This is a genomic window from Flavobacterium sp. (genome assembly GCF_027483985.1).
Classification (GTDB): Bacteria; Bacteroidota; Bacteroidia; order Flavobacteriales; family Flavobacteriaceae; genus Flavobacterium.
Genome location: NZ_JAIXTJ010000057.1, coordinates 1 through 26958 on the forward strand (window position 1 = coordinate 1; position 26958 = coordinate 26958).

23 protein-coding genes are annotated in these 26958 nt (G+C 32.3%); 10 read left to right on the forward strand and 13 right to left on the reverse strand.

Translation table 11 applies throughout. The features are described 5' to 3' along the window. Positions 1 to 1098 (forward strand): adenosylhomocysteinase (gene ahcY / locus Q0050_RS14895; RefSeq protein WP_298397644.1); only part of this gene is annotated, 1098 nt, incomplete at its 5' end. A gap of 90 nt (positions 1099 to 1188) precedes the next feature. On the opposite strand, the gene Q0050_RS14900 is transcribed toward ahcY, so the two are convergent. From Q0050_RS14900 to Q0050_RS14910, 3 genes are all read right to left on the reverse strand, one after another. Further along, positions 1189 to 1638, reverse strand: a complete 450-nt coding sequence (locus tag Q0050_RS14900) for a hypothetical protein (RefSeq protein ID WP_298397647.1) — start codon at positions 1636 to 1638, stop codon at positions 1189 to 1191. A gap of 3 nt (positions 1639 to 1641) precedes the next feature. Next, a complete protein-coding gene (locus Q0050_RS14905) occupies positions 1642 to 3543 on the reverse strand; it encodes a S9 family peptidase (RefSeq protein WP_298397650.1) in 1902 nt (633 codons plus the stop codon). Between the two features lie 84 nt (positions 3544 to 3627). Beyond that, positions 3628 to 6837: a reprolysin-like metallopeptidase gene (locus Q0050_RS14910; protein WP_298397653.1), complete on the reverse strand. Its 3210-nt coding sequence runs from the start codon at positions 6835 to 6837 to the stop codon at positions 3628 to 3630. 219 nt (positions 6838 to 7056) lie between these two features. Between Q0050_RS14910 and Q0050_RS14915 the strand changes: the two genes are divergently transcribed. Continuing rightward, a complete protein-coding gene (locus Q0050_RS14915; RefSeq protein ID WP_298397658.1) occupies positions 7057 to 8169 on the forward strand; it encodes an FAD-binding oxidoreductase in 1113 nt (370 codons plus the stop codon). Continuing rightward, a complete protein-coding gene (gene mtgA / locus Q0050_RS14920; protein ID WP_298397661.1) occupies positions 8170 to 8892 on the forward strand; it encodes a monofunctional biosynthetic peptidoglycan transglycosylase in 723 nt (240 codons plus the stop codon). A 34-nt stretch (positions 8893 to 8926) separates the two neighbouring features. Here the strand turns inward: mtgA and Q0050_RS14925 are convergent, their stop codons facing one another. Beyond that, entirely contained in the window at positions 8927 to 9301 is a 375-nt protein-coding gene (locus Q0050_RS14925; protein WP_298397664.1) for a DoxX protein, read from the reverse strand. A 175-nt stretch (positions 9302 to 9476) separates the two neighbouring features. Here Q0050_RS14925 and Q0050_RS14930 point away from each other — a divergent pair, with 175 nt between their 5' ends. Beyond that, complete coding sequence (locus Q0050_RS14930) at positions 9477 to 10280, forward strand: TIGR00266 family protein (RefSeq protein ID WP_298397667.1); 804 nt, start codon at positions 9477 to 9479, stop codon at positions 10278 to 10280. A gap of 59 nt (positions 10281 to 10339) precedes the next feature. Here Q0050_RS14930 and Q0050_RS14935 read toward each other — a convergent pair whose 3' ends face one another. From Q0050_RS14935 to Q0050_RS14975, 9 genes are all read right to left on the reverse strand, one after another. Then, a complete protein-coding gene (locus Q0050_RS14935; protein ID WP_298397670.1) occupies positions 10340 to 10903 on the reverse strand; it encodes a type 1 periplasmic binding fold superfamily protein in 564 nt (187 codons plus the stop codon). Positions 10904 to 10915: 12 nt separating this feature from the next. Then, on the reverse strand, positions 10916 to 13294 hold the full coding sequence (locus tag Q0050_RS14940) for a TonB-dependent receptor (protein WP_298397673.1): 2379 nt from the start codon (positions 13292 to 13294) through the stop codon (positions 10916 to 10918). 489 nt (positions 13295 to 13783) lie between these two features. Further along, positions 13784 to 14773 (reverse strand): aspartate-semialdehyde dehydrogenase, encoded by a 990-nt coding sequence (locus Q0050_RS14945; RefSeq protein WP_298397676.1) that lies wholly within the window; start codon positions 14771 to 14773, stop codon positions 13784 to 13786. A 186-nt stretch (positions 14774 to 14959) separates the two neighbouring features. Further along, on the reverse strand, positions 14960 to 15376 hold the full coding sequence (gene mscL, locus Q0050_RS14950) for a large conductance mechanosensitive channel protein MscL (RefSeq protein ID WP_298397681.1): 417 nt from the start codon (positions 15374 to 15376) through the stop codon (positions 14960 to 14962). Between the two features lie 100 nt (positions 15377 to 15476). Continuing rightward, positions 15477 to 17831, reverse strand: a complete 2355-nt coding sequence (locus tag Q0050_RS14955) for a T9SS type A sorting domain-containing protein (protein WP_298397684.1) — start codon at positions 17829 to 17831, stop codon at positions 15477 to 15479. A 49-nt stretch (positions 17832 to 17880) separates the two neighbouring features. Further along, positions 17881 to 20325: a bifunctional UDP-N-acetylmuramoyl-tripeptide:D-alanyl-D-alanine ligase/alanine racemase gene (locus Q0050_RS14960; protein ID WP_298397687.1), complete on the reverse strand. Its 2445-nt coding sequence runs from the start codon at positions 20323 to 20325 to the stop codon at positions 17881 to 17883. Further along, positions 20322 to 20744: a PIN domain-containing protein gene (locus Q0050_RS14965; RefSeq protein ID WP_298397691.1), complete on the reverse strand. Its 423-nt coding sequence runs from the start codon at positions 20742 to 20744 to the stop codon at positions 20322 to 20324. The genes Q0050_RS14960 and Q0050_RS14965 overlap by 4 nt, the downstream gene beginning before the upstream one ends. A gap of 2 nt (positions 20745 to 20746) precedes the next feature. Then, entirely contained in the window at positions 20747 to 21001 is a 255-nt protein-coding gene (locus tag Q0050_RS14970) for a DUF6364 family protein (RefSeq protein WP_298397705.1), read from the reverse strand. A gap of 65 nt (positions 21002 to 21066) precedes the next feature. Then, positions 21067 to 21693 (reverse strand): thymidine kinase, encoded by a 627-nt coding sequence (locus Q0050_RS14975; protein WP_298397707.1) that lies wholly within the window; start codon positions 21691 to 21693, stop codon positions 21067 to 21069. A 101-nt stretch (positions 21694 to 21794) separates the two neighbouring features. On the opposite strand from Q0050_RS14975, the gene Q0050_RS14980 reads away from it, so the two are divergent. The 6 genes from Q0050_RS14980 to recJ all read left to right on the forward strand — a co-directional run bounded on the left by Q0050_RS14980 (position 21795) and on the right by recJ (position 26948). Next, positions 21795 to 22751 carry a hypothetical protein gene (locus Q0050_RS14980; protein ID WP_298397709.1) on the forward strand — a complete coding sequence of 319 codons (957 nt, stop codon included), beginning with the start codon at positions 21795 to 21797 and terminating at the stop codon, positions 22749 to 22751. After that, on the forward strand, positions 22752 to 23423 hold the full coding sequence (rsmI, locus tag Q0050_RS14985) for a 16S rRNA (cytidine(1402)-2'-O)-methyltransferase (RefSeq protein ID WP_298397710.1): 672 nt from the start codon (positions 22752 to 22754) through the stop codon (positions 23421 to 23423). It abuts the gene before it with no gap. A gap of 35 nt (positions 23424 to 23458) precedes the next feature. Beyond that, positions 23459 to 23896, forward strand: coding sequence for a hypothetical protein (locus Q0050_RS14990; RefSeq protein ID WP_298397712.1), 438 nt, complete (start codon positions 23459 to 23461; stop codon positions 23894 to 23896). 32 nt (positions 23897 to 23928) lie between these two features. Then, a complete protein-coding gene (locus Q0050_RS14995; RefSeq protein ID WP_298397714.1) occupies positions 23929 to 24375 on the forward strand; it encodes a hypothetical protein in 447 nt (148 codons plus the stop codon). Position 24376: 1 nt separating this feature from the next. After that, a complete protein-coding gene (locus Q0050_RS15000) occupies positions 24377 to 24712 on the forward strand; it encodes a HopJ type III effector protein (protein WP_298397716.1) in 336 nt (111 codons plus the stop codon). Positions 24713 to 25256: 544 nt separating this feature from the next. Continuing rightward, positions 25257 to 26948 (forward strand): single-stranded-DNA-specific exonuclease RecJ, encoded by a 1692-nt coding sequence (gene recJ, locus Q0050_RS15005; protein WP_298397718.1) that lies wholly within the window; start codon positions 25257 to 25259, stop codon positions 26946 to 26948. The last annotated feature ends 10 nt before the right edge of the window (positions 26949 to 26958 follow it).

Sequence of the window (26958 nt, forward strand, 5' to 3'; positions counted from 1 at the left end):
CTTGGTGCAGAAGTTACTTGGTCATCTTGTAACATTTTCTCAACTCAAGATCAAGCTGCTGCTGCGATTGCTGCTGCTGGAATTCAAGTTTATGCTTGGAAAGGTCTTGACGAAGAGTCATTTGACTGGTGTATTGAGCAAACGTTATTCTTTGGTGAAGATAGAAAACCATTGAACATGATTCTTGATGATGGTGGTGATTTAACTAATATGGTTTTTGACCGTTACCCAGAATTGATTCCTGGAATTAAAGGTTTATCAGAAGAAACTACAACTGGTGTTCACCGTTTGTATGAAAGAATGAAAAACGGAACTTTATTTATGCCAGCAATAAACGTAAATGATTCGGTTACTAAATCAAAATTTGATAACAAATATGGTTGTAAAGAATCGGCTGTTGATGCTGTAAGAAGAGCAACAGATATTATGTTAGCTGGAAAAAGAGTAGTTGTTTGTGGCTATGGTGACGTTGGAAAAGGAACTGCGGCTTCTTTCCGTGGTGCTGGTTCTATTGTTACAGTAACTGAAATTGATCCAATTTGTGCTTTACAAGCTGCAATGGACGGATTTGAAGTAAAAAGATTGAATACAGTTATTGCTAACGCTGATATCGTTATCACTACAACTGGAAACAAAGACATCGTTCTAGGTGAGCACTTTGAGCAAATGAAAGACAAAACTATCGTTTGTAATATTGGTCACTTCGATAACGAAATTGATATGGCTTGGTTGAACAAAAACCACGGTGCTACTAAAGTTGAAATCAAACCACAAGTAGATAAATATACAATCAACGGAAAAGATATTCTTATCTTAGCTGAAGGTCGTTTAGTAAACTTAGGTTGTGCAACTGGTCACCCAAGTTTTGTAATGAGTAATTCATTCACAAACCAAACGTTAGCTCAAATCGAATTATGGACTAATAGCGCAGCATACAACAATGAAGTTTATATGTTACCAAAACATTTAGATGAAAAAGTTGCTGCTTTACACTTAGCTAAATTAGGAGTTGAATTAGAAACGTTACGTGACGATCAAGCTGCTTATATTGGAGTTGAAGTTGCTGGACCATTCAAACCAGAATATTACAGATACTAATTGATTGAAGATTGTTGATTAACGATTTTTGATTTAAGAATTAAACCCCGATTTCGAGAGAAATTGGGGTTTTTTGATTTTATAAATTAACTAATATTTATTTTTATAGTTGGTTAAATTTTCACTCAATGTTACAATTAAATCTCTATAATTTTCAAACCAATCAGGTGAAATTAGTACTTCTTTATGACTTTTTAATAATACTGTACTTTCATAGTATCCTTCAGAGATATAACCTGCTCTTGTTTGCAGTCCGTCAATTCGGTTTAAACTTACACTTTCAATTTCCGAAAAATCAATAAATTCTTTTTTATCAGATAAGAATGAAATTTTAGTTATGCCATTCTCAAATATAATTAATTTATAAATATTCCTTAATTTGATTAACGTAATTGCAATAGAAACTGTTAATAACAATATGAAAATCAGTAAGTATTCATCATTGTAAGATAAAACTACACAACATAGAAAAAACATAACAAAAAAACCAAATGCTTTTCTAGCAAGAAATAAAGTTCTAAATTTTGAAGTTACCATCATCAACTACAAAGTCTCCTTCAACCATTTATAAAATTCACTTTGCCATACTTGCGCGTTTTGTGGCTTTAACACCCAATGGTTTTCGTCTGGGAATAATAAAAATCTACTTTTAATTCCGCGTAACTGTGCTGCTTGGAACGCTTCTTGTCCTTGTCCTATTGGCACACGGTAATCTTTTCCTCCTTGGATAATTAAAATTGGAGTATTCCATTTATCTACCATATTAATTGGGTTAAACTTGGCATACGTTTTTTGCGCTACAGCGTTGTCTTTTTCCCAATAGGCGCCACCGTGATCCCAATTGTTGAAGAATACTTCTTCGGTTGTGCCGTACATACTTTCTAAATTGAAAACACCACAATGTGAAATAAATGTTTTAAATCTATTATTGTGAATTCCTGCTAAGTAAAACACTGAATAACCACCATAACTTGCTCCAACAGCACCAATTCTATCTTTGGCTACATAACTTTCTTTAGCCACATCATCAATTGCAGAAAGGTAATCGTCCATTACTTGTCCGCCCCAATCTTTAGAGATTTGTTCGTTCCATTCTTGTCCGTGACCATACATTCCACGACGGTTTGGCGCCACCACCACATAACCTTGTGAAGCCATCAAAGAGAAATTCCAACGGAAAGAATAACTTTGCGTCAATGGTGATTGTGGTCCACCTTGGCAATACAAAAGTGTTGGATATTTTTTATTTTTATCAAAATTTGGAGGCAAAATTACCCAAACCAACATTTTCTTTCCGTCGGTTGTGGTAACGTATCTTCTTTCGTATTTTGGCAAAGCTAATTTGCTATAGGTTTCATCATTGATTTTAGTCAATTGCAACCAAGTTTTTTTCTTTAAATTATACAAAAATATCTCAGCAGCATGATTCATATCCGTTCTTGTAACGATAACATTATCGCCAGAGAACGCAACAATATCCGATACATCGAAATCACCACTAGTAACTTGAGTAACCGTAATAGCAATTCTTGTTAAACCTGGAAAGTTAACTTCAAATAATTGTTTGGTACCATCGACAGCGGCAACAAAATATACTTTTTTACCATCGGCGCTCCAAGCAAAATTATCTACACTTCCGTCCCAATTGGCTGTAAGATTCATATCCATACCTTTAAAACGAACGATGATGTCATTTTTATCGGCTTCATATCCGTCACGCTTCATTTGCAACCAAGTTAGATTTCCTGTTGGAGAAAACGTTGGATTGGTATCGTATCCTTTATTAGATTCTGTTAGATTCTTAGTCGTTTTCGTTTCTAGATTATATTCGTATAAATCAGTGTTTGTTGAAATAGCATATTCGGTTCCGAATTTCTTTTTAGAAACGTAGATGATGCTTTTAGAATCAGGTGACCAAATAAAATCCTCATCACCACCGTGAGGTTTTTGAGGCGAATCAAAGGGTTCATTTGGCATAATATCAATTGGTGTAGCCTTATCTTTATTTTCTGCATAAAACACGTGGTTGTGACTACCATCGTTGTAAGTATCCCAATGGCGGTAATCTAACGAGTTGTAAACTTGTGCATTTGATTTATCAAGATTTGGATAAATATCTTTACCTAAAACTTTATTGATTTTTACTTCTTGAGAAGACAGGATGTATTTTCCGTCTGGAGAAACATTTTTATCAGCAACTAAATCTTTGGTTTCTTTTACTTCGGTTGCAATTCCTCCATTTACTGGAATGGTATAAAATTTAGAATTCGATTTATTTTCCTCTACAGAAGGAATGGCGATTTTGTAAACCACAGATTTTCCATCTTTAGAAATTCCTAAAACAGAAACTCTTCCTAATTTCCAGAGTAATTCTGGAGATAAAACTTGTTGCGCTGATGCTGATAAACTCATAATGCAAATGATTATTACAACTATTCTTTTCATTTTAAATTAATTTTGATTCGTTAAAAGTAATAAAAAAAGCCGTCACGATAAACGCAACGGCTTTTAAAATTAACTGACTAAAAATTATTGTTTGATAAAACGCTTAGTTGTTGCACCATTACCATTTGAAACTTCGATTAAATAAGTTCCTACTGCAAGTGAACCCACATTGATACTTTCATTTTCAATCTTACCTTTTCCTAATTCTTGTCCCATCATGTTGTAAATTCTATAAGTAGAATCTGCTTCAAGATTAGAAATATTTAGAACGTCTCCTTTAACAGGATTTGGATATAGGTTGAATGAAATTTGGTTGTTAGAAGCTTCTTCTACTCTAGCGGTAGCAGTAATATTTACAGTATAATCTTCTACTTGACCAAAATCAAATGTACCGCAAGGAGTTGTTGGAGTCGTATTATATCTCATAATTACCCTCATTCTTGTTGCTCCAAGTGTAGCAGTTGTTGGAACAGTAAACGAACCTGAAACTGGAGTAGTTGTTGAGGCAGCTCTAGAATAAACGCTTTCACCAGCATCAACAAAATCTCCATCTCTATTATAATCGATATAAACTCTGTAAGCTTCGCTGTATACAGTACTTGTCCAAGTTGGAGTTATTGTAATCGTGTTCGATGTTCCTCTTACTAAGTTAGTTGATAAAGCAGTGAAATTCTCATAACCCGCAGTTCCTGTTGACGCATTGTTTATGGTTCCTAATTGAACTCTACCAATTCTTTCATCTACTGTGCTGTTTGCTGAAGCAGTACAATAAGTAACTGTAGCTACAGCTAAAGTTGTTACAGAAACCGTATTACTATTTCCAGAAAGGTTTCCTGCAGCGTCTTTTGCTCTTACATTAAAAGTATAAGTTGTTGAAGCTGTTAAACCTGTAACTGCGAAAGTAGTCGTTGTAGTTGTTGAACCAATTACAACACCATTTCTTAATACATCATATCCTGTTACACCTACATTATCAGTAGCAGCAGTCCAAGAAAGGTTTGTCGTTGTTTGCGTTGTTCCAGAAGCTGACAAAGTTGGAGCTGTTGGAGCTGTTGTGTCAGCCGCTGGCGCTAAAGTAGTTACACTTACTACATTGCTGTCAGCAGAACTATTTCCTGCAGCATCTTTAGCTCTTACTGTAAAAGTGTAAGTCGTTGAAGCCGTTAAACCAGTAACCGAAAAAGTTGTAGAAGCCGTTGAACCAATTACAACACCATTTCTCAATACATCGTATCCTGTTACTGCAACGTTATCTGTAGCACCAGACCAAGATAAATTTGTTGTTGTTTGAGTAGTTCCAGATGCAGCCAATGTTGGTGCAGTTGGAGCTACAGTATCTGATGAACCTGCAGTGATTGTGAAATTGGTATTTGAAACATCAAAGAATATGTGATTTGTTCCTTTTACCATTATTCTATTAGTCGTTCCAGGTGTGTTCGGAATTGTTACTGCTTGTGTTCCATCATTTGGTGTTGCAGCTAATAAAGTTGACCAAGACGAACCACCATCTGTTGAAATTAAAATATCAACATTGGCACAGTTTACGCCATTTGCAGTTGTTCCTCCAACAACCCAAGTAACTGTTTGAGTACTTCCGCCAGCATAAGATACTGCAGTGTTTGGTGCGCTAACAGAAAATGGTCCAGCTGTTCCATTCACAGTCACAATCATATCATCAGAATTATTTGCAGAACCACCAGCTCTATTATCACGAACCGTTAATCTGAAATTCATAGTTCTTGCAACTGATGGTAAAGCTTCAACAGTAATTTCAGTTCCTGCTGTTGTAGTTGCACCAGCTAAAACTCTTGTTAAATTAGGAAAATATCGTACTGGTGAAGTTGAAGAATTATAAGATCTAAAAGTTGGTCCTGTAGTTCTTGTTGCACTTGCGGCTGAATTTGCCCCAGTTGCAGTTGATGCAGCATTGTCAAATTGTTCCCAGTTATAAGTTAGAACATCTCCGTTAGCATCAGTTCCTGAACCAGTTAACATAAACGGAGTGCTTTTAGGAATAGTATAATCTAAACCTGCATTAGCCGTAGGAACTGAATTTCCTGTAGCAGTATTAGTTTGACACGTTTTAGTTTTTACATTATTAGTTACTTGTTGAATACTAATAGCGTGAAAATAAGCATCAGAATTAGGCTGAACATCTTGACTAGTAATACCAGCATAACCCATAATAGTTGATCCTGAACCTGGTTCCATATTTGCACCTGTTCCTTCATTATTCATAGAAAATGTATGATTTGCACCAAATTGATGTCCAAATTCGTGAGCCACATAATCAATATCAAAAGTATCACCTGATGGTATACCATTGTTTGGAGAAGTATAAGCACTTCCTTTAGAACCATTCACACAAACACAACCAATGCAACCAGCATTTCCACCACCGCCAGAAGCACCAAATAAGTGTCCTACATCATAATTAGCTTCACCAATAACTGATGTTAAAGTAGATTGTAACTGAGAATTCCAATTAGATAAACTCGCTGCTGGAGAATATGGGTCTGTAGCGGCGTCAGTATAAATCACATTATCATTAGTAGCTACTAAAACCATTCTTATTGCAAAATCTTTCTCGAAAACTCCATTCACACGAGTCATTGAGTTATTCATTGCAGCAAGAGCAAGAGCTTTAGTACCACCAAAATAAGCTGTATACTCACCAGTTACTGATAATGCCAAACGAAAAGTTCTTAATGTAGCATCATCTGCATTTGGACGTAAAGCTAAATCATCAAGACTAGAAGTAGCTTCTTCCACTACGCTGCATTCAAATGGCGAAAATGATTTTGCTTTATCCGCCTTTTTATATACTGAATACGTTTTTAAATCTTGAGAAAAAGGCTCAATAAAAGTAGCCGATTGATCTGGACCAACCACCATCGATTTAAAACCTAAAGGCGACATACTAAAATAAGCAGTTAAAGTAGGATTCTCAATTCCGATACCAATGTAAGACTTAATTTCTGGATAACGTACAGCCAACGCAGGTTCCATATTAGAATTTTCATAAATTCTAAAATGTTCTAAATTCCCGCTATCGTTTGGCAGCGAAATGATTGTTCCAGATTTTGTATTTAAACTTCTTTTAGGAGAGCTTAAAAGCGTTGCCTTTAAAGCATTTACATCTAAATCTAAAAGATTTTTTTCAGGAAGTTGTAATCTGCTTTCAAGAGGTGTTGCGTTCTTGTTGCCGACTGTTTTCCAAAATGAATCTTTTTGTTGCGCAAAAGCAAAACTCGTTATTGTTAATAACGCAACGGAAAGTAATTTGTACTTCATAATCGTAGTTTTTTGGTTAAAATAGATTTTAAAATTATTAACTTTTTTTTCAATTTTTAAGAAGAATGGAAAAAGATATTAACAATTCGATGAAATACTTTAAAATATATTATAGTATTATAATTTTTTTTCAAAATTAAATACTAAAACAATATTCATAAAAATTTAAATCCTTTTTTAAATTGAAAAAATACTATTTTTATAAAAATTTATATCAAGATGCAATTAAGTTATTGGGAGATTAAAAATTGGTTTTCAAATGTTGATTTCACTATTGTTGGCAGCGGAATTGTTGGACTACATTGTGCTTTAAATTTAAGAGAACGATTTCCTGAAAGTAAAATTTTAATTCTAGAAAAAGGCACTTTACCGCAAGGTGCTAGCACCAAAAATGCTGGATTTGCTTGTTTTGGTAGTTTGTCAGAAATTATAGATGATTTAAAATCGCACTCTGAAGAAGAAGTAATTCAATTAATACAGAAACGATGGACTGGATTACAACTTTTAAGAAAAAGACTAGGTGATCAAGCCATTGATTTTAAACCTTATGGCGGTTATGAACTGTTTTTAAAAGAAGATGAAAGCACTTATAATGAATGCTTACAAAAACTTCCGTTTATCAATGAACTTTTAAGGCCACTTTTTAAAAGCGATGTTTTTTCAAAAGATGTGGATCGATTTGATTTTGGTAACATCAAAGAGTATTCAATTTTCAATCCGTTTGAAGGTCAAATTGATACTGGCGGAATGATGCAAGCACTTTTAAAAGAAGCCATTTCGAAAGATATTTTGATTTTGAATCAAATAGAAGTTACCTCATTTATTGAAAAAAATGGTAGTGTCGAATTAATTGCAAACGATTTTTCATTTGAAACCAAAAAATTGCTTTTCGCTACCAACGGATTTGCCTCACAACTTACAAACAATGCTGTACAACCTGCAAGAGCTCAGGTTTTAATTACAGAACCAATAGCTAATTTGGATATTCGTGGCACGTTCCATTTAGACAAAGGATACTATTATTTTAGAAATTTCGAAAATCGAATTTTACTTGGTGGCGGAAGAAATTTAGATTTTGAAGGCGAAACCACAACCGATTTATCACAAACAGAAAAAATTCAAAATAAATTGGAAGAGTTGTTAAAAAATGTAATTTTACCCAATCAAGAATTTAAAATTGCGCATCGCTGGAGCGGAATAATGGGAATGGGAATACAAAAAAATCCGATTGTTTCGCAACTATCTGAAAATGTTTATTGTGGTGTTCGGCTTGGCGGAATGGGCGTAGCAATTGGAAGTTTAATTGGACAAGAATTAGCAGAATTACTATAAATGGCAACAAAAAAGAAAAGCACAAAACCAACAAATAAAACTTTTTTTCAAAAACTAAAAACTTTCATCTGGAAAGCCGCTCTTTGGTTTTTTGGGATTTCTATTATTTTAGTAGTCATCTATAAATGGATTCCAGTTCCTTTTACTCCATTAATGATTACACGAGCGATTGAACAAAAATTAGACGGAAAAGAAATGACTTGCAGTCACGATTGGGTTCCGTTAGAAGAGATTTCAGTAAATCTACAAAAAGCCGTAATTGCAAGTGAAGACGGCAACTTTTTAAAGCACAACGGTTTTGACTTTAAAGCCATGCAAAAAGCATATAAAAACAATAATCGCGGTAAAAAACTTAAAGGCGGTAGTACAATTTCACAACAAACAGCAAAAAATGTATTCCTCTGGCAAGGCAGAAGTTATGTTAGAAAAGGATTAGAAGCTTATTTCACATTTCTGATAGAATTATTTTGGGGAAAAGAACGCATTATGGAAGTGTATCTCAACTCCATTGAAATGGGAAATGGCGTTTATGGAGCAGAAGCTACCGCAGAACATTGGTACAGAAAGGATGCCAAAGATTTGTCCAAAAATGAAGCTGCTGGAATTGCTGCTATATTACCGAATCCAAGAAAATATAAAGCAACCAACTCTTCGGCTTATATTGAGAAAAGAAAAAGAAAAATTTTAAGAGATATGAAATATATTGGCAAATTAAAATATTAAAAAAAAGCTTCCTTTTAATCAAGGAAGCTTTTTTTTATTGAAACAATGTTTTGTAATGTGTCCAATATTTATAAATAAGAATACCATTTAAAACTGCTACTAAAAGTGCTCCACCAATGCCTTTTAAATCTAAAAAAACGTGAAATAATAAAATATTAATAGATATTGGCGCTAACAAATTAAGAGCAAAAGCAACCCATTTCTTCATTAAAAGTAAGCTTCCAATAATGATTTCTAGCACTCCAACTATTTTTAAAATATAACCTGTTTGACCTAACGAAGTCATAAAATTATTGGCTTGTTCTGGCAATTCTGGCAAAGGAATAAACCCTAAAAATTTATTGGCTCCAAAAAGAATTAATATAACTCCTAATAAGATTCTAACAATTTTGGTAAACATTGAATTCATAAACATTTATTTTATTGGTTAGTAATATTGTAAAAATATAATTAATTTTTTAAAGTATAATCATTTAAAAGTATAAATTTTTAGAAATACAATTATTTATAAGGTTTTTACAAAACTTTTCTGTAACTTTTTATTTAAATAGTTATCTAATATTAAAACATTAAAATTAGCAATTATGATAGCACATGAAATAGATTACCAAATTTTTGGTGAAGAAATGCAATACGTTGAAATTGAACTTGATCCACAAGAAATTGTCGTTGCTGAAGCGGGAAGTTTTATGATGATGGACAACGGAATTCAGATGCAAACTATTTTTGGCGATGGTTCCGATCAACAGCAAAGCGGTATTTTCGGAAAATTACTATCCGCAGGAAAAAGAGTTTTAACTGGAGAAAGTCTTTTTATGACGGCTTACTTAAATCAAAATTATTCAAAGAGCAAGGTTTGTTTTGCATCACCCTATCCTGGAAAAATTATCCCAGTTGACTTACGCCAATTTGAAGGTAAATTCATCTGTCAAAAAGATGCCTTTTTATGTGCTGCCAAAGGTGTTTCAGTAGGTATAGAATTTTCAAAAAAAATAGGACGTGGTCTTTTTGGAGGTGAAGGTTTTATTATGCAAAAATTAGAAGGAGATGGAATGGCCTTCGTTCATTCAGGCGGAACTTTAGCAAAAAGAGAATTATCAGCTGGAGAAGTTTTAAAAGTTGATACAGGTTGCATTGTAGGATTTACAAAAGATGTTGATTACGATATTGAATTTATTGGCGGAATTAAAAATACGATTTTCGGAGGTGAAGGCATGTTTTATGCAACACTTCGCGGTCCAGGAACAGTTTATGTTCAATCATTACCTTTTAGTCGTTTGGCCGATAGAATAATAGCATCAGCACCACAAACAGGCGGAAGTTCTCGTGAAGAAGGAAGTTTGCTGGGCGGAATTGGCAGATTATTAGACGGCGACAATAGATTCTAAAAAAACAAAAAGGTTATTCTGATGTAGAATAACCTTTTTTCTTAAATTTTCACTACTATTTAATTAACCACAATAGGATATGTAACTTGTGCATCTGTTGCTCCACCAGCGTTTGTAATATCGCCGGTTGCAACGCCTACAGCAGCTTTATTTGGTAAATGTCTCAGAGTAACAATAAGATTTCCTGAACTAGCGGCAGCAGTAACCAAAGTAAAATCAATTCCAATAGGTTTACCATTTGCATCAGTATCAGTATAAGTAAAAGTTCCTATTGATGTAGGTGCTTGATAAAAAATTTGGTGATCAACACCTTCTTCCTCTACTTCAGTTGTAATATCACCAGCTGGATTTACTGTTTCGTTCAAAAAAGCAACTGAACCAGTATAGGTTGTTCCAGCCATTAAATTTCCTGAAACAGTAACTACAGGAGCATTTGGTCCGTCGCCATCTAAATCTCTTGATAAAAGTGTTATCGTTTGACCACCACCAACTAATGTTGTTCTTACTGTTGTTATCACTTCCTCTTCATTTACCGGCGCTGGTGTATCATCATCGCTACAAGAAATTAATGCCACAGCAAAAAGAGATAAAAAAAGTTTGTTTGTTATTTTAAATGTTTTCATTTTTTTAATATTTTAGAAATTAATTTTTACTTGAATTTGAATGTTTCTACCCAAATCATCGGCATAGAAACGTTGTCTGTTTAAATAGTCTCTGTATTTTGTATTCATTATATTAAATACTGAAAGACCGATAGTTGTAAACGAATTTTTTGATGTTTTAAAATCAACATCTGAAGAAAAATGCAAAAGATTATAGGCTTGAGGAGGTGAACTAATATCTATTTCAACTGGCACTAAATTTCCATCAACCACAATATTTGAGGTAAAGTTATTATTTGGAAATTGATTCTGCCTGAAAACTACTTCACTTTGTACTTCTAACTTTAGATTACTCCATTCTTTCTTATTAAATTGAACACGGTTATTAATATTCAATGGCGGCATATCAATTAGTGATTCATCGTTTGTACTATCTTTTCCATTTACAAAGGATATCATCAATTTATGCTGAAAGTATTTAGTTATTTTCCATTGTGAATTAAAATCTATACCAGTTAAAACAGCATTGGTTTGGTTGAATTCCCAAACCGGGAAAGCACCGCGAATAGTTGTCTCAAAACCAACTGGTTTTAAAAAAATATAGTCTTCAATATAATTTAGGAATGGCCCAATATTTACAGCAAAATTATTCCACTTTTTCTGCAGTGAAGTACTGATTTTATTTGACTTTTCACTGACGATTCTTAAATCACCCAATTCAATCATACCGCTAGAATGATGCAAACCATCACTAAAAAACTCAGATGGATTAGGATTTCTAACTGCACGACTAAGATTGAAATACAAATCATAATCGGATCCAAATGAATATTGAGCTCCCAAACTAGCAGAAAAATTGTGGAATACAAATTGTGGCTTAGTCAACCATTGATTTCCAAAATCACCTATAATAAAATCATTATAATCTGGACTATAATTTCTTTCATCCCATCTTGATTTTAAATAAAATTTTGTTGCTTGAATAGATGAAAAATCATAACGAGCACCAACCTCAACAGAAAAATCACTAGAAAAATGATAATCAACAATTCCATAAACTGCAGCATCAACCTTGTCATAAGTTGGAATTAAAGGCCTAACACCTGTATTTGGACTAGCCGTATTATTTTGAAATGAACTTGAAACTCCAAGTTTATAATCCCAATCTCCATTTACAAGTTTGTAATCAGCATTAAAGGTGTGTGTAATTAAATTCAAATCAAGAGCTGGTTTTGAATCTTGAATTCCAGTTCTCAAATCAAACTCTTTCCGATTATTAAATTGAAAAGAGTATTGCAAACCCAGAACTTCATTATCATTAAAATTGAAGTTATAATTCAATTTAGCTAAATGATGCATCACTTTTTGTTTTGGATTTTTAATTGAATAATCAAAATCATTCACAATATAAGGTATGTTATTATTGATGGAATTATATAAATCATTTACATTACCAATATGTGATGCACTCAAAATTCCTATGGTAGCATTGTACAAACTATAAAAAGCAGAAAAATCATATTTCTTTCCGATGTATTTTATATCACCAGAAAAATTGGCTTCTCTATTTCCAGTATTTGATAAATTATAACTGGGCGATTGTCTATCTCCATAATATTTAAAGCTACCTTGAACGTTCCAACTCCAATCACAAAAATTTCCTTTATGCAAACTAGTTGAAATTGTTCCACCTCTACCATTACTCTCTAAAGTAGTTAAAACTTTTCCAAATAGCGTGTCCTTCTTAATGCTAATCGGCTCAATAACAACAATTCCACCTATAGCATCACCGCCATATTGTAGTCCAGATGCGCCTTTTAAAACGGTGATTTTTCCTGCCGAATTTATATCAAAATTTGGAGCGTGTTCAACACCCCATTGTTGATCTTCTATTTTTACATTATTGTTGTAAATCGGCACACGACTACTATGCAATCCGTTAATAACTGGTTTTGCAATAGTACTTCCGCTTTTCAAAATTGAAACCCCTGAAACTTCTTTCAAAACGTTAGCTAACGACTGACTACTGTACTTTTCTATTGCAGTTTCTTTAATTTTTTGCTCAGACACAGTATTATTGTAATAATTATCCTTGTGCTTTATTACAATTTCATTCAAACGCTCAGCTTTTTGCTTTAATTTAAAATTAATAACTTGATTTTGAGTTACAGTTATGAGAGTATCAATAGATTGGTAACCCACATAACTTATTAAAAATTTTGTAGGACCAAATGGAATGTCGTTTATTGAATAAACCCCATTTCTATTACTAACAGCTGATTTAGAAGAAATATGAATATGACTTTTCTCAAGCGGTTTTTCATTTTCATCTACTATTTTTCCACTTATTGTATTTTGACTATAATTAGATGCAAAACACAATAAGCAAAAAAACATTATGATTTTTTGCATTTATTTTTCTTTAAATTGTTTACGTTAAATTGAAACGAAATGAACAACTAAAGTGGTGGACCTCGAAGGGAATAAACATATCCGGAGAAGAAAGAAAAACTCTTAAATGTATAAAAAGAAGTGGCCTTCTTAAAAAAAGAAGGAGTGACTAAGAGATAGTCTTCAAATTTTAGATTAGAAAAGGTATTTAAAGTAAACTCACAAACAAAACAATGATCAGCATCGTGATGACTATGACCGATTTCTGTCTTATTTTTAGCGTAGTGATGGTCGCAATGTTTTTCAGAAAGTGACTGCTGAATATGATGATAAGAATGAAATGATTGTAACAATATTGCAACTAATATTGTTAAACCAAACAACAGACTCGTTAAGGCGTACTTTCTTTTCATCGTCGCAAATATAACTTAGTGCTAATAAAAAACCACTTGAATTAACAAATTTTATGATTTGTAAAAACTCAAGTGGCTTATTTGATATAGTAACTGATTAGACTAAATCATTTGCAACTAAATATTCAGCAATTTGAATAGTGTTTGTAGCTGCACCTTTTCTTAAATTATCAGCAACAATCCACATATTTAGTGAATTAGGCTGGCTTTCATCACGACGAATTCTACCTACAAAAACATCATCTTTCCCTTGTGCAAATAATGGCATTGGATAAGTGTAAGTATCTGTATTGTCTTGAACTACAACACCATCAGTGTGATGAAGAATATCTCTAATTTCACTTACATTGAAATCGTTTGCAAACTCCACATTAACCGCTTCGCTATGTCCGCCAACTACTGGTATTCTAATGGCCGTTGCTGTAACTGCTATAGTATTATCGCCGATAATTTTTTGAGTTTCACGCACCAATTTCATTTCTTCTTTAGTGTAACCATTTTCTTCAAAACTATCACATTGTGGAATGGCATTTCTGTGAATTTGGTATTTATAAGCCATTTCACCTTTAATACCTTCGTACTCATTTTCTAGTTGTTGAACAGCTTTAACACCTGTACCAGTAATAGATTGATAAGTTGAAACTATAACTCGTTTTATTTTATACTTTTTATGTAACGGTGCCAAAACTAGAACCATTTGAATCGTAGAACAGTTTGGATTGGCAATAATTTTATCTTCTTTAGTTAATTCAGATGCGTTTATTTCTGGAACAATTAGTTTCTTAGTTGGATCCATTCTCCAAGCCGAAGAATTATCAATAACTGTTGTTCCTACTGCTGCAAATTTTGGTGCCCATTCTAAAGAAGTTTCTCCTCCAGCAGAAAACAAAGCAATATCAGCTTTCATATCGACTGCCGTTTGTAAACCAACAACTTTATATTTTGCTCCTTTAAATTCAATTTCTTTACCAACAGATTTCTCTGAAGCTACAGGAATTAATTCCGTAACAGGGAAATTTCTCTCTGCTAAAACTTGAAGCATCACTTCGCCAACCATTCCGGTTGCACCAACTACAGCAACTCTCATATTAATATATTTAAAATTTGGAAGTACAAAAATAGGTAGAAAATACTTTGAAAAAAGAAAATTTTGAATATTCAACAAGGAATTTTGAATGTTGAAATAGTATAAAAGAAAAACCGCCTCAATTAAGAAGCGGTTTAGTACTGAAATCAATTCAGCATTAGTTAGAATATGTACTGTAGCGGTTTATTATTTTTTCAATAAATCTCTAATTTGAGTAAGCAATTCTTCCTGAGTTGGACCAGCAGGTGCAGCAGGAGCAGCTTCTTCTTTCTTTTTAGCTTTTTCAGCAGCTCTTAAAACAATGAAAATGAATAATGAAATAATCACAAAATTGATTATTGCTTGCACTAAATTACCATAAGTAATTACACTTGCACCAGCAGCTTTTGCAGCAGCTAAATTTTCATAACTTGTTCCGTTCAAGGAAACAAATTTTTGTGTAAAATCGATTCCGCCAGTAATCAAACCAACGATTGGCATAATAACATCGTCAACAGCTGAGCCAACAATTTTACCAAAAGCACCACCGATAACAACAGCAGTTGCTAAACTTAATACATCGCCTTTCATTAAAGACGCTTTAAAATCACTAAAAAATCCCATAATTGTTTTTGTTTATTGGTTAACAGTACAAAATTAGTTAAAATTTTAACATATTGTCAGAAATTTTGTAGAATTAATACTACTTGTATCTAAGCAAAACTTATTCTTTTATAAATTTCCTAATGATTTCGCCATTTTCAGTTTGAAGTTTAATGATGTAATTTCCTGTTTCTAAATCGGAAACATTTATAGAATTACTTGGATTTGTAATAATTTGAACCAACTGCCCAAGCATATTATAGATTGAAATTGATTTTATACTTACTTCTTTTTGGATAGTAATATTTAAAATATCTTTTGCTGGACTTGGAGCAAGACTAACATAATTTTCAAAATTGAATGTATTGTTTGCTAAAGATTGAAACGTACTAGTTGCAGTATTAGTTACTATCGGAAAATTATAATCAAAATAGATGTTTGCCAAATTACTAATGGTACTTCCAACAGTTAAAGTAGGTTTTGTTTTTATTTTAAAGACCAAATAACCATCATTTGTGGCATCTTCAAAAGGAAGATTGATGTTTTCAAAAATGAACTCTACTTTGTTGGGATTTGTAATTTTTGTAACACAATTGTGTGAACTTTCTATGATCTGCAACGTTGCTATATCAAATGTTGTGGCGTCAATCATGTCTTTAACCACTATATTTTGTGCGGCAAAAGTTCCGGTGTTTTCAAATCGAATTTGGTAATGAACATATTCACCAATCATTGTAGGATTTATTGTTGTGCCTTCTAAACAAGTTTTATCATTTGGATCATAAGAATTTACCACAATTTGACGCAATGGAAAAGTATTATCTCTTATATATTCATCTGCGCTAGTTCCGTTTATTGTTGCAGTGGAACTCAAAATATCTCCTCCATTTACAGCTGGTGTTTCCATTGGAGAATTTACATTTAATGTTACCACAAATTCACCACTTTGAAATGGAACAATCGATCCAATACTCCAAGAAAGCAAACCGGTACTTGTTGTCGTTGGCGCTAATGTTGAAGAAACATAATCTAAAATATCATCGTCGAAATTAAAAACTATTGTTGGATTTTCAGAAACTGTTCCTTTGTTTTTGTATTTTATTTTATAAGTAGCATCAAATCCAGGACGTGCAGGTTCTAGTGGAATAATAACTACTTCTAAATCGTGATGAACTCCATTTGGTATAATACAAAAATCTTGGACAAATGGACTCGCAGTTACAGGAAAACTCACAGTTGCGCTTGTTGGAGAAACCGAGAAGTAGTTTAGATTTTCTAATTGTGGTGCAATAGTATGTGTTCCTGCTGCGACAGAAATTGAATAATTACCAGAAGTATTGGAAATTAAACTACCAGAATTAGTTCCGTCAGAAATTGAGTATTTTAAATTGGGATAAAAACCATCTGTAGCATCACATCCATTTGAATTTCCATCGAATTTATTGCTTCCTTGAATGGTGTAATTAGTTCCTCCAGGTGTGAAAGAACAATAACTGTTTACGTGGCAATTCGTATAACCCAAACTTAAAATCATACTTTGAACTAAATCAATTTCATCTTCATCAGCACAAATATATAGTAGATTGGGATTGTTGTTGAAAAAAAGATAATTAAAACCTATACCATTTTTAATACTCAAAGAAGCAAGTTGATTGTAATCACAAAAAATATTTTGAAGATTAAATAATCCCTGTAAATCTAAAGAAGTAAGTTGATTATCATTACAAACTAATCTATTAAGACTTGTTAATCCTTGAAGATTCAATGAAGTGAGTTGATTATTAGGACATTCTAAGTCTACAAGACTAGTTAATCCTTGAACATTTAATGATGAAAGGTTATTTAACATACAACTTAACCTATTAAGATTTACTAATCCTTGTAAATTTAAAGAAGTAATTTGATTATCAGCACAATACAAACCCTCAAGATTAATTAACCCTTGTACATCTAAAGAAGTAAGTTGACAAGAATCACAGCCTAAAAATTTTAAATTAGTTAAACCATTTACATTTAAGCTTGATAAATCATAAATAGCGCTGCAAGACAAAAACTCAAGATTGAGTAAACCGCTAACATTTAAACTTGATATTTGAGTATTATTACATAATAAAAATCGAAGATTGGTTAAACCATCTAAATTTAAACTTAGTAATTGATTTTGTGAGCAATTCAAATAAATCAAATTTGTAAAACTACTTATTCCGTCAAGATTTGTAATACTTGAATCAATTAAATTTAAATATTTTATAACGCTCGCTTCACTAACTTGAATTTCACCATCGTTATTTGTATCGATACTTGTGAAGGTATTTACATTCCCATCAACATTTGGTGTTTCTATTGACGCTACTTGATTATCCGCACTCGCACTTAATAACTTAGCTTTAAAATTAGCATCAGGAATATTGACAATTTGTGCATTTGCACCAAAAAAGAAAAACAAAGTGCATAAGGAAAAGTACAGTTTTTTCATAGCGGTAAGTAATAATAATTCAAATATAAACAATCTTTTGTAAGAAAAACTATTCTCTATAAAAAACCCTTTTCACTCGTTGTGAGATACTTGTCATAATTTCATAAGGAATTGTTCCTAGTTGTTTTGCCATAAAACTTACTGTTGGATTGTCTCCAAAAATCGTGACCTCGGTTCCTTCTTTGCAATCAATTTCGGTGATGTCAACCATTAGCATGTCCATACAAACACTGCCTAAAATTGGTGCTTTTTTATTTTTTATGGTTACGTAACCTACTCCATTTCCCCAATGTCTTGAAATTCCGTCGGCATAACCTATTGGAATGGTCGCTACTTTTGTAGTTTTGGTTGCCATAAATCTTCGGCTGTAACCAACGCTTTCTCCTTCTTCAATAGTTCTGATTTGAGAAATTATAGACTTTAAAGTACCAACATTTTCTAATAATTTCTGCTCGTCTTCATCGTTAGAAACGCCATAAAGTCCAATTCCTAGTCGAACCATATCATATTGTGCTTGAGGATAATTAGAAATTCCTGACGTATTCAAAATATGACGAATTGGGTTAATCTGTAATTCTGAAATTAATTTGGAAGATAATTTTTCAAATAATTTAATTTGCGAAAGCGTAAAATCAACAAACATCCTATCATCACTTGCTGACAAATGCGACAAAATACTTTTAACCTCAACCGTTTTGTTGTCTTTGAGTTTGGCGATTAATTCCTCAATCGTTTCTTCTTCAAAACCCAATCGATGCATTCCGGTATCTAATTTTATATGAATTGGAAAATGCCTTAACTTTTTTTGTTCGGCAATTTTCAAAAAAGCATTCAATCCTTTTATCGAATAAATTTCGGGTTCTAATTGATGCTGAATAATCGCAGAAAAACTGGTGTTCTCGGGATTCAAAACCATAATCGGCAAATCAATTCCGGCATTTTTTAACGAAATTCCTTCGTCGGCAAAAGCTACTCCGAGATAATCGACTTTGTGGTGTGATAGCAATTTGGCAATTTCATAGCCACCATTTCCATATCCAAAAGCTTTTACCATAACCATCAATTTGGTTTCGGGTTTTAATTTGGATTTAAAATAATTCAAGTTATTACTAATCGCATTCAAATTGATTTCTAAAACCGTTTCATGTGTTTTTTCTTCCAATGCTGAAACGATTTCTTCGAAGTGAAAATGACGCGCGCCTTTTATCAAAATGGTTTCATTTTCGAACGAAATAACATCGATGTTTTGAAGAAATTTTTCGGTTGTTTCAAACGCAGTGCAATTCGGAAACTTATTTTTAAAAGTTGAAATCGTTGCTCCAATAGCAATTACGCGATTGATTTTATTGGAAACAATTAAATGTGAAACATTAGAATACAACTCTTCCAAAACCAATCCTGATTGAAAAATATCCGACAGAATTAGGGTTTTCTTTTTGTATTGCTTTTGACTTTCAAGAAAATCTAGAGCGATTTTTAACGATTGATAATCCGAACTATAACTATCGTCAATAAGTGTAGTATTGTTGACTCCGTTTTTAACTTTCAAACGCATTTCTACCGGATAAAGCAATTGCATCCGATTTTGAATCGTTTCTTGATCATATTTGAAATACAACAATACCATCAAACATTGAATTGCATTTTCAATCGATGCCTGATCGTTAAACGGAATTACAATTTTAAAACATAGTTTATGGTAAGTGATTTTGAGTTCTGTTTGGTCTTGAGACTCTTTTGCAATCACAAAAACATCGGCTTTGCCATCATCAGAACTCCACGTAAACTTATTGATTTTTGGATTTAAAAAAGCCTCAATCGTTTTGTTTTTATTCATTATCAAAACTTCAACTGAGGTAAAAAGTTTTAATTTCTCTTTGATTTTTTCTCCTAAATCTTCAAAACCTTCATCGTGAGCCGAACCGATATTGGATAAAATTCCGATAGTTGGTTTGATAATTTTTTGAAGGTTTTCCATCTCATTGATGGTAGAAATTCCGGCTTCAAAAATTCCAAGATTGTGTTTTTCATTAATTCCTAAAACTGAAAGTGGTACACCAACTTGAGAATTATAACTTTTAGGAGAACGAATAATATTGTGATCAGGACTTAACAAAAAGTTCAACCATTCTTTGATGATGGTTTTTCCGTTACTTCCTGTGATTCCGATAATTGGAAAATCGAAATTGCTGCGATAAGCAGCTGCAAAATTTTGTAAAGCTTCGATTGTATTTTCAACCACCAAAAAATTAGCTTTGTTTTCTAACTCTTTTGGAACGTGGTTCACCACAAAATTAGAAACACCAATCGAAATCAAATTTGAAATATAATTATGTCCGTCATTATTTGGTCCGACAATGGCAAAAAATAAAGTACTTTCCGAATTTTGAAGCGAACGACTGTCAATCGAAATAGAATCGATCACAGCAATTTCATTAACGCCACTAAACTGTGCTTTAATAATTGGGATTATATTTCTTATGGAAAGTGTCATTGTTTATTTTTTTTATAATAAACAAGAAATTCTTTAGGATTCATTATAGTTATTTCAGAGCTTTTAAAATCTTTTTCGTTTCTGGTCAGTATGTAGGTACAACTTTCTTTTAATGCCGAAAAGTATTGTAATCCATCTTCAAAATCAGAAAATTTGGAGAGTAAACTTTTATCGACAATAACTTCATCGACAGCAACAATATTTGTCAAGATTTTAAACTTTGATAATTTGTCCTTGGCTATTAAAGTACCGTATTCTTTTGTTAAAAAATAACTACATGTGGCAAAAGACAAAGCAGAAACATATAAAATTATTTTTCCTTTATCTGCAAGATTTACAATAATTTGAGCATTTTCAAAAAAGGGATTTCTTTCTCCAACGAAGTCGAGCATAACATTTGTATCTAAAAATACTTTCATTATTATTTGTATTTTTGGTCAATGTAGTCATAATACTCTTTTTTATAATCTACATCGCTGGAAATTTTACCTTTTCCAATTGAAATACTTTTCACAAAATCGGAAATTTCATCTTCATCGCTGTTTGCATTTTTATTTGTAATCGCTTTTAAATAATTTTCAAAAAGCCAAGAAAGACTAACCTTCTGCTTTGCAGCATATAGCTTAGCTTTTTCAATGACTTCTTTATCTAATTTTAAAGTGAGTTTAGTATCCATAATAACAGCATTTTAATTGTTATACGTACAAATTTATAAAAAGTTTCCGTACAACATCTTTTTTTCTAGCTTTCTTTTTCTTCACTCAAATGTTCGGCATCTTTTACTTCCATATTTTCGCGCATTGCTTTGTAGTAAGCAGCTCTACTTAATGGTTCGTATTCTTCGGTTTCGCCAAGCAAAACTAGATTATCACTATCTGCTTTTCTAAAACTATAATGCGCTAAATTTCCTGTACGTGTGCACACTGCGTGTACTTTGGTAACATATTCGGCAGTTGCCATTAACGCCGGCATTGGCCCGAAAGGATTTCCTTTAAAATCCATATCCAAACCAGCAACAATAACTCGAATTCCTGAATTGGCTAAATCGTTACAAATTTTTACAATTTCATCGTCAAAAAACTGTGCCTCGTCAATACCAACTACATCGCAACCTTGCGCCAAAATAGCAATATTAGCTGCCGCAGGAACTGGTGTTGAGCGAATTTCATTTTTGTTGTGAGAAACTACCATTTCTTCATCATATCGAGTATCGATGGCAGGTTTGAAAATCTCCACCTTTTGCTTAGCAAATTGTGCTCTTTTGAGTCTTCTTATGAGTTCTTCGGTCTTTCCTGAGAACATCGAACCGCAGATTACTTCAATCCAACCAAATTGTTCTTTATGATTTACTGTATTTTCGAGAAACATTTTGTATTTTTAGACCTTAAAAAAGGAATTGTTTTTATTACTTTGTATCGAAACAAATTTATTATAAAATAAGATAAGCTAGTCACTATAATTTCAAAAATATGAAAAAAAGATTGGAAGCCGAATTAATCAGCATTGCACACCGAGTTTTAAAGCTTAAAAACAAATCGGAAATCGATCAATTGTATTATGAAACTCAAAAATTATATGAAGCATTAACGGTTTTAAAGTTTTATGGTGACAACTACGAGCAAGTAAAATCAGCTATTTCTAACGAAGATATCGAAGGAAAAATTGAAAGTTTCCTTGAAAACAAAACAGCTGTTGCAACTCCAAATATAGTTGTTGAAGAAACTGTTGAAGTTGAAGAACAAAAGGAAGAAATTGTAGCAAAAGTTGAAGAAGTTGTTGAACAAGAAATTGTTCCTGTAACTGAAGAAACCGAAGTTCAAGAAGAAGCTGAGAATCTGAAACAAGTTCAGATTAATGAAGAACCTGTTATTGTTGGCGAAATCACACTTGATGAAGAAGATGAAATTGAAGAGGAACAAGTTCCTGTCGGAGAAGCTAAAAGCGACTTGGATTTTGAACCTATTTTTGAATTAGCTGCAGAAACTCCGGTTGAAACTCTAGAAATCGAAGAACCTAAAAAAGAAACTAAACAAATTTCTTTTGAAGATTTATTAGGTCAAAATTATACCGAACCTGTTTTTGTTAAGCCAAATGATGTGTCACTTCCGACTTCTAAAAAAGAAGTTTTTGAAAAATCAGATGATATTATTGTAGATCGTTTTGAAGGAAAAACACCTTCACTAAATGATAAACTTTCTAAAACCATCACCATCGGATTGAACGACAGAATGGGATTTGTAAAATTCCTGTTTGCAGACAGCAATGAAGATTACAATCGTGTTTTATCGCAATTAAATACCTTTAGCACTTATAGAGAAGCAAAAGATTTTATTGACCAAATCATCAAACCAGACTATAACAATTGGGTTGGTGCAGAGGATTATGCTGATAGATTTATTGAATTGGTTGAGAAAAAGTTTTTATAAATGTCTAAACTTTATATCGTTCCAACGCCAATTGGCAATCTCGAAGACATGACTTTTAGAGCCATAAAAGTTTTAAAAGAAGCCGATTTAATTCTAGCAGAAGACACGCGCACTAGTGGAAAACTATTGAAGCATTTCGAAATTTCTACACACATGCATAGTCATCACATGCACAACGAACACAAAACCGTTGACAATTTGATTGCTCGATTGAAAGGAGGCGAAACTATTGCTTTAATTTCTGATGCAGGAACACCAGCCATTTCTGATCCTGGTTTTTTATTGACACGCGCTTGTGTTGAAAATAATATTGAAGTCGATTGTTTGCCAGGCGCAACCGCTTTTGTACCAGCGTTAGTGAACAGCGGTTTACCCAACGATAGATTTATATTTGAAGGATTTCTACCAGAAAAAAAAGGAAGACAAACAAGATATTTAGCCTTAGCAGAAGAAACGCGAACGATGATTTTCTATATTTCGCCACACAAATTGGTAAAAACCTTAGCCGAATTTGTACAGTATTTTGGAGCCGATCGCCAAGTTTCAATCTCACGAGAATTATCAAAACTACACGAAGAAACCATTCGCGGAACAGCCGAAGAAGTTTTAAAACACTTTGAAGAAAAACCTCCAAAAGGTGAAATTGTGGCTGTTGTTGGAGGGAAAAAATAGTTGGCAGTGTTCAGTGTTCAGTTAATTATAAGTAAATGAAAAAAATTGTTTTATTACTTTTAATGATATCATTTTCATCTTGTGATAGAGCAATATTTGCATCTGTAACAAATCAAAAAAATGAGCCTTACAATTTAAAGATTTATTATAATGCCAATTCTGAAAAAATAAAAGACTACATAGACCATCACAAAAATTTCGAAAATTTTTCAAAATTTATTGTAAAATACAACAATTATAATTTCAAAAAAGATATAATCAATGATTCAATTGAAAAATCAACATTAATTAAATTAAGCCCTAAAGATTCTTTTACAATTTGGGGTGGCATATTTCAGTTGGAAAATTTTGATGAGATTGAAAAAATAGAACTTATTAATTCTAACAATCAAATAACAGAAATAAAAGGCTCTGAAATAAGTACCAGTTTTGAGCTAAAAGAAGGTGTTACATATCTTTATACAATTAAATAACCTTTTTATATTTTTATAAATGTAATCTCTTTATGAAAAAATATTTCATCCTTTTAGTACTATCTGTTATCCTTTTTTCTTGTAAAAAAGAGGAGAAAGATGATAGTTATAATTATTTATATAATAAACTTAATGAGTTGTCAAAAAGAGATCATAGTGTTGCGGAATTTACATATCTTCAAAATTTTCATGAAATTAAAAATGATATTTCTAAACAAAAAAGATTTGATAGTTTGCATAATATATCTTTAGATATTGAAAAAAAATTTAAAAGCTTAGATTTTTCAAATCGTGAAAAAGTGTTTAATTTTAGAGATTCAACAATTAAAAGTCAGAAGCTGCCACCAATATTATTTGATGAGAACGATTTTAAAAACCTAAATGATAGTGTATTTAAAATTAAGATGGAATTAGAAATTTTAAATTTAAGAGAATCTTTTCATTATATGAGAATTTACGATAGAAAAGCACCATTATAAAATGAATAACACAATTATGCAAGACTTAATAAACCAAAAATCGTTTCAAGCAACTATCACGTACATCGATGAAAAATATAATTTCACTCCTACTTCTTTCAAAAACGGAAATCAAATTAACAACGCAAACGAAAATAATGGTTCTTGCAAAATTTTCGCTTTCGCCAAAGTAAATAATTTAGAAAAAGACGCAACCTTATCACTTTTTGGGAGTTATTATTTTGATGATGTTTTAAAAAATCCTGATGGAAATGACCATCAAAACATTAGAAATTTCATAACCTTTGGTTGGGATGGAATTTCATTTGATGGAGAAGCTTTGGAATTAAAGTTTTAAAGTAGTTATTTATCAATAATTTTTATCATGTTAATTATTTCTTTATAATAGCAAAAGAAGAATAATGCAAAAATTACAAAAACAACAACTAAAGTCATACAAATTACCTTAATCGATTAGTATTAATACTTACCATCAAAACTTTGAAAGAAATTAGAATTATTTTTCATCTTTTCTAGAGTAAATTTTAACTTTTGACTTTTCTTCATACTCAATTAATTTATCAAAACTCTCATTTGGGTAAATTTTGGAAAACAATCTGAACCTATTATTTTTCCCTCGTTCAATTATGAAAGTTCTTAAGGCAAAACCCATTACAGCTAACGCTGTATATGTAATATAATATTCCATAGTATTTAATTTATACTTTTATAACGAAATAGCATTAAATTTTTTGCTTTTTATTTTTTTGTTTTTTTTAAAATAAATGATAATTTGTTGATTTTCAATATATAAAATTTTAAAATAAAAAATATTTTTTCATATATTTGCAAAACATTTACAAGCCAAAATCTAATATCAAAAATCTAACATCTAATATCCTATGCGTTGGACATTACAATCTAAGCCAGAAAAAGAACAAGTTCAAAAACTACAAAACGAACTTCAAGTCGATGAAATTATTGCGACTTTATTAGTTCAAAGAGGCATTACAACCTACGATCAAGCCAAAACATTTTTCAGACCAACTTTAGACGATTTGCACAATCCGTATCTCATGAAAGATATGGACAAAGCGGTTTCACGTATTGAAAAAGCTATTGCAAACGCAGAAAATATTCTAATTTTTGGAGATTATGACGTCGATGGAACCACTGCTGTTTCGTTGGTTTCCTCCTATTTAAAAAGTTATTATCCGAATATCGCTACTTACATTCCAGACCGTTACGACGAAGGTTACGGAATTTCCTATAAAGGAATTGACTACGCCGACGATAACGGAATTTCTTTAATAATTGCGCTTGATTGCGGAATAAAATCCATCGATCACGTTGCTTATGCGAATGCAAAAAACATCGATTTTATCATTTGTGATCACCATCGACCAGGAAACGAATTGCCCAATGCAGTTGCGGTTTTAGATCCAAAACGTGATGATTGTACTTATCCTTACGACGAACTTTGCGGTTGTGGCGTTGGATTTAAATTGATTCAAGCTATGGCTGAAAACCGCAATCAGTCTGTTTTAGATTTAATTCCTTATTTAGATTTGGTTGCCACCGCAATTGCCGCAGATATTGTTCCGATTACTGGTGAAAATCGAGTTTTAGCTAAATTTGGTTTGCAAGTAATTAATTCAAATCCACGTCCAGGAATTAAGGCTTTAATTCAAAATGTAAAGAAAAAAGTGCTTACCATAACGGATGTCGTTTTCATTGTCGCACCAAGAATTAACGCAGCAGGAAGAATAAAACACGGAAACGAAGCGGTTGCCTTATTGACCGAATTTGATTTAGAACAAGCCGAAATTTTTGCTTCCGAAATTGAACAACACAATGCCGACCGAAAAGATTTAGACAAACAAATCACGGTTGAAGCATTGGCTCAAATTGAAAACAATAACGAAAAAGAGAACTTTACAACGGTACTTTATCAAGAAAATTGGCACAAAGGCGTTATCGGAATTGTGGCTTCAAGATTAACTGAAACCTATTATCGCCCAACTATTGTTTTCACAAAAAGTGGCGATAAATTGGCAGCTTCGGCTCGTTCGGTAAAAGATTTTGATGTTTATAATGCGTTAGAAGCTTGCGCAGAACATCTCGAACAATTTGGCGGACATATGTACGCGGCAGGAATGACTTTGAAAGAAGAGAATTACCAAAAATTCAAAGATGCATTTGAAAAAGAAGTTCAAAAAACCATTGCTCCAGATTTATTAATTCCAGAAATTTCAGTGGATTTAGAAATCAATTTTTCAGATATAAATCCAAAGTTGATTCGATTATTGAGTCAATTTGAACCTTTTGGACCACAAAATATGACACCTGTTTTTATGACTAAAAATGTAATAGACACAGGTTATGCAAAGCCATTAGGAAAAGACAACGAACATTTAAAGTTATTTGTAAAACAAAACCATTCAGAAGGATTTGGCGCGATTGGTTTTGGATTGGGAAGCAAACTAGAATCTACAAAAAATCGAAATCCATTTGACGCTGTATATTGCATAGACGAAAACGAATTTAATGGAAAGGTAACCGTGCAATTGCGTCTAAAAGATTTGAAAAATTAATACCCTAAAT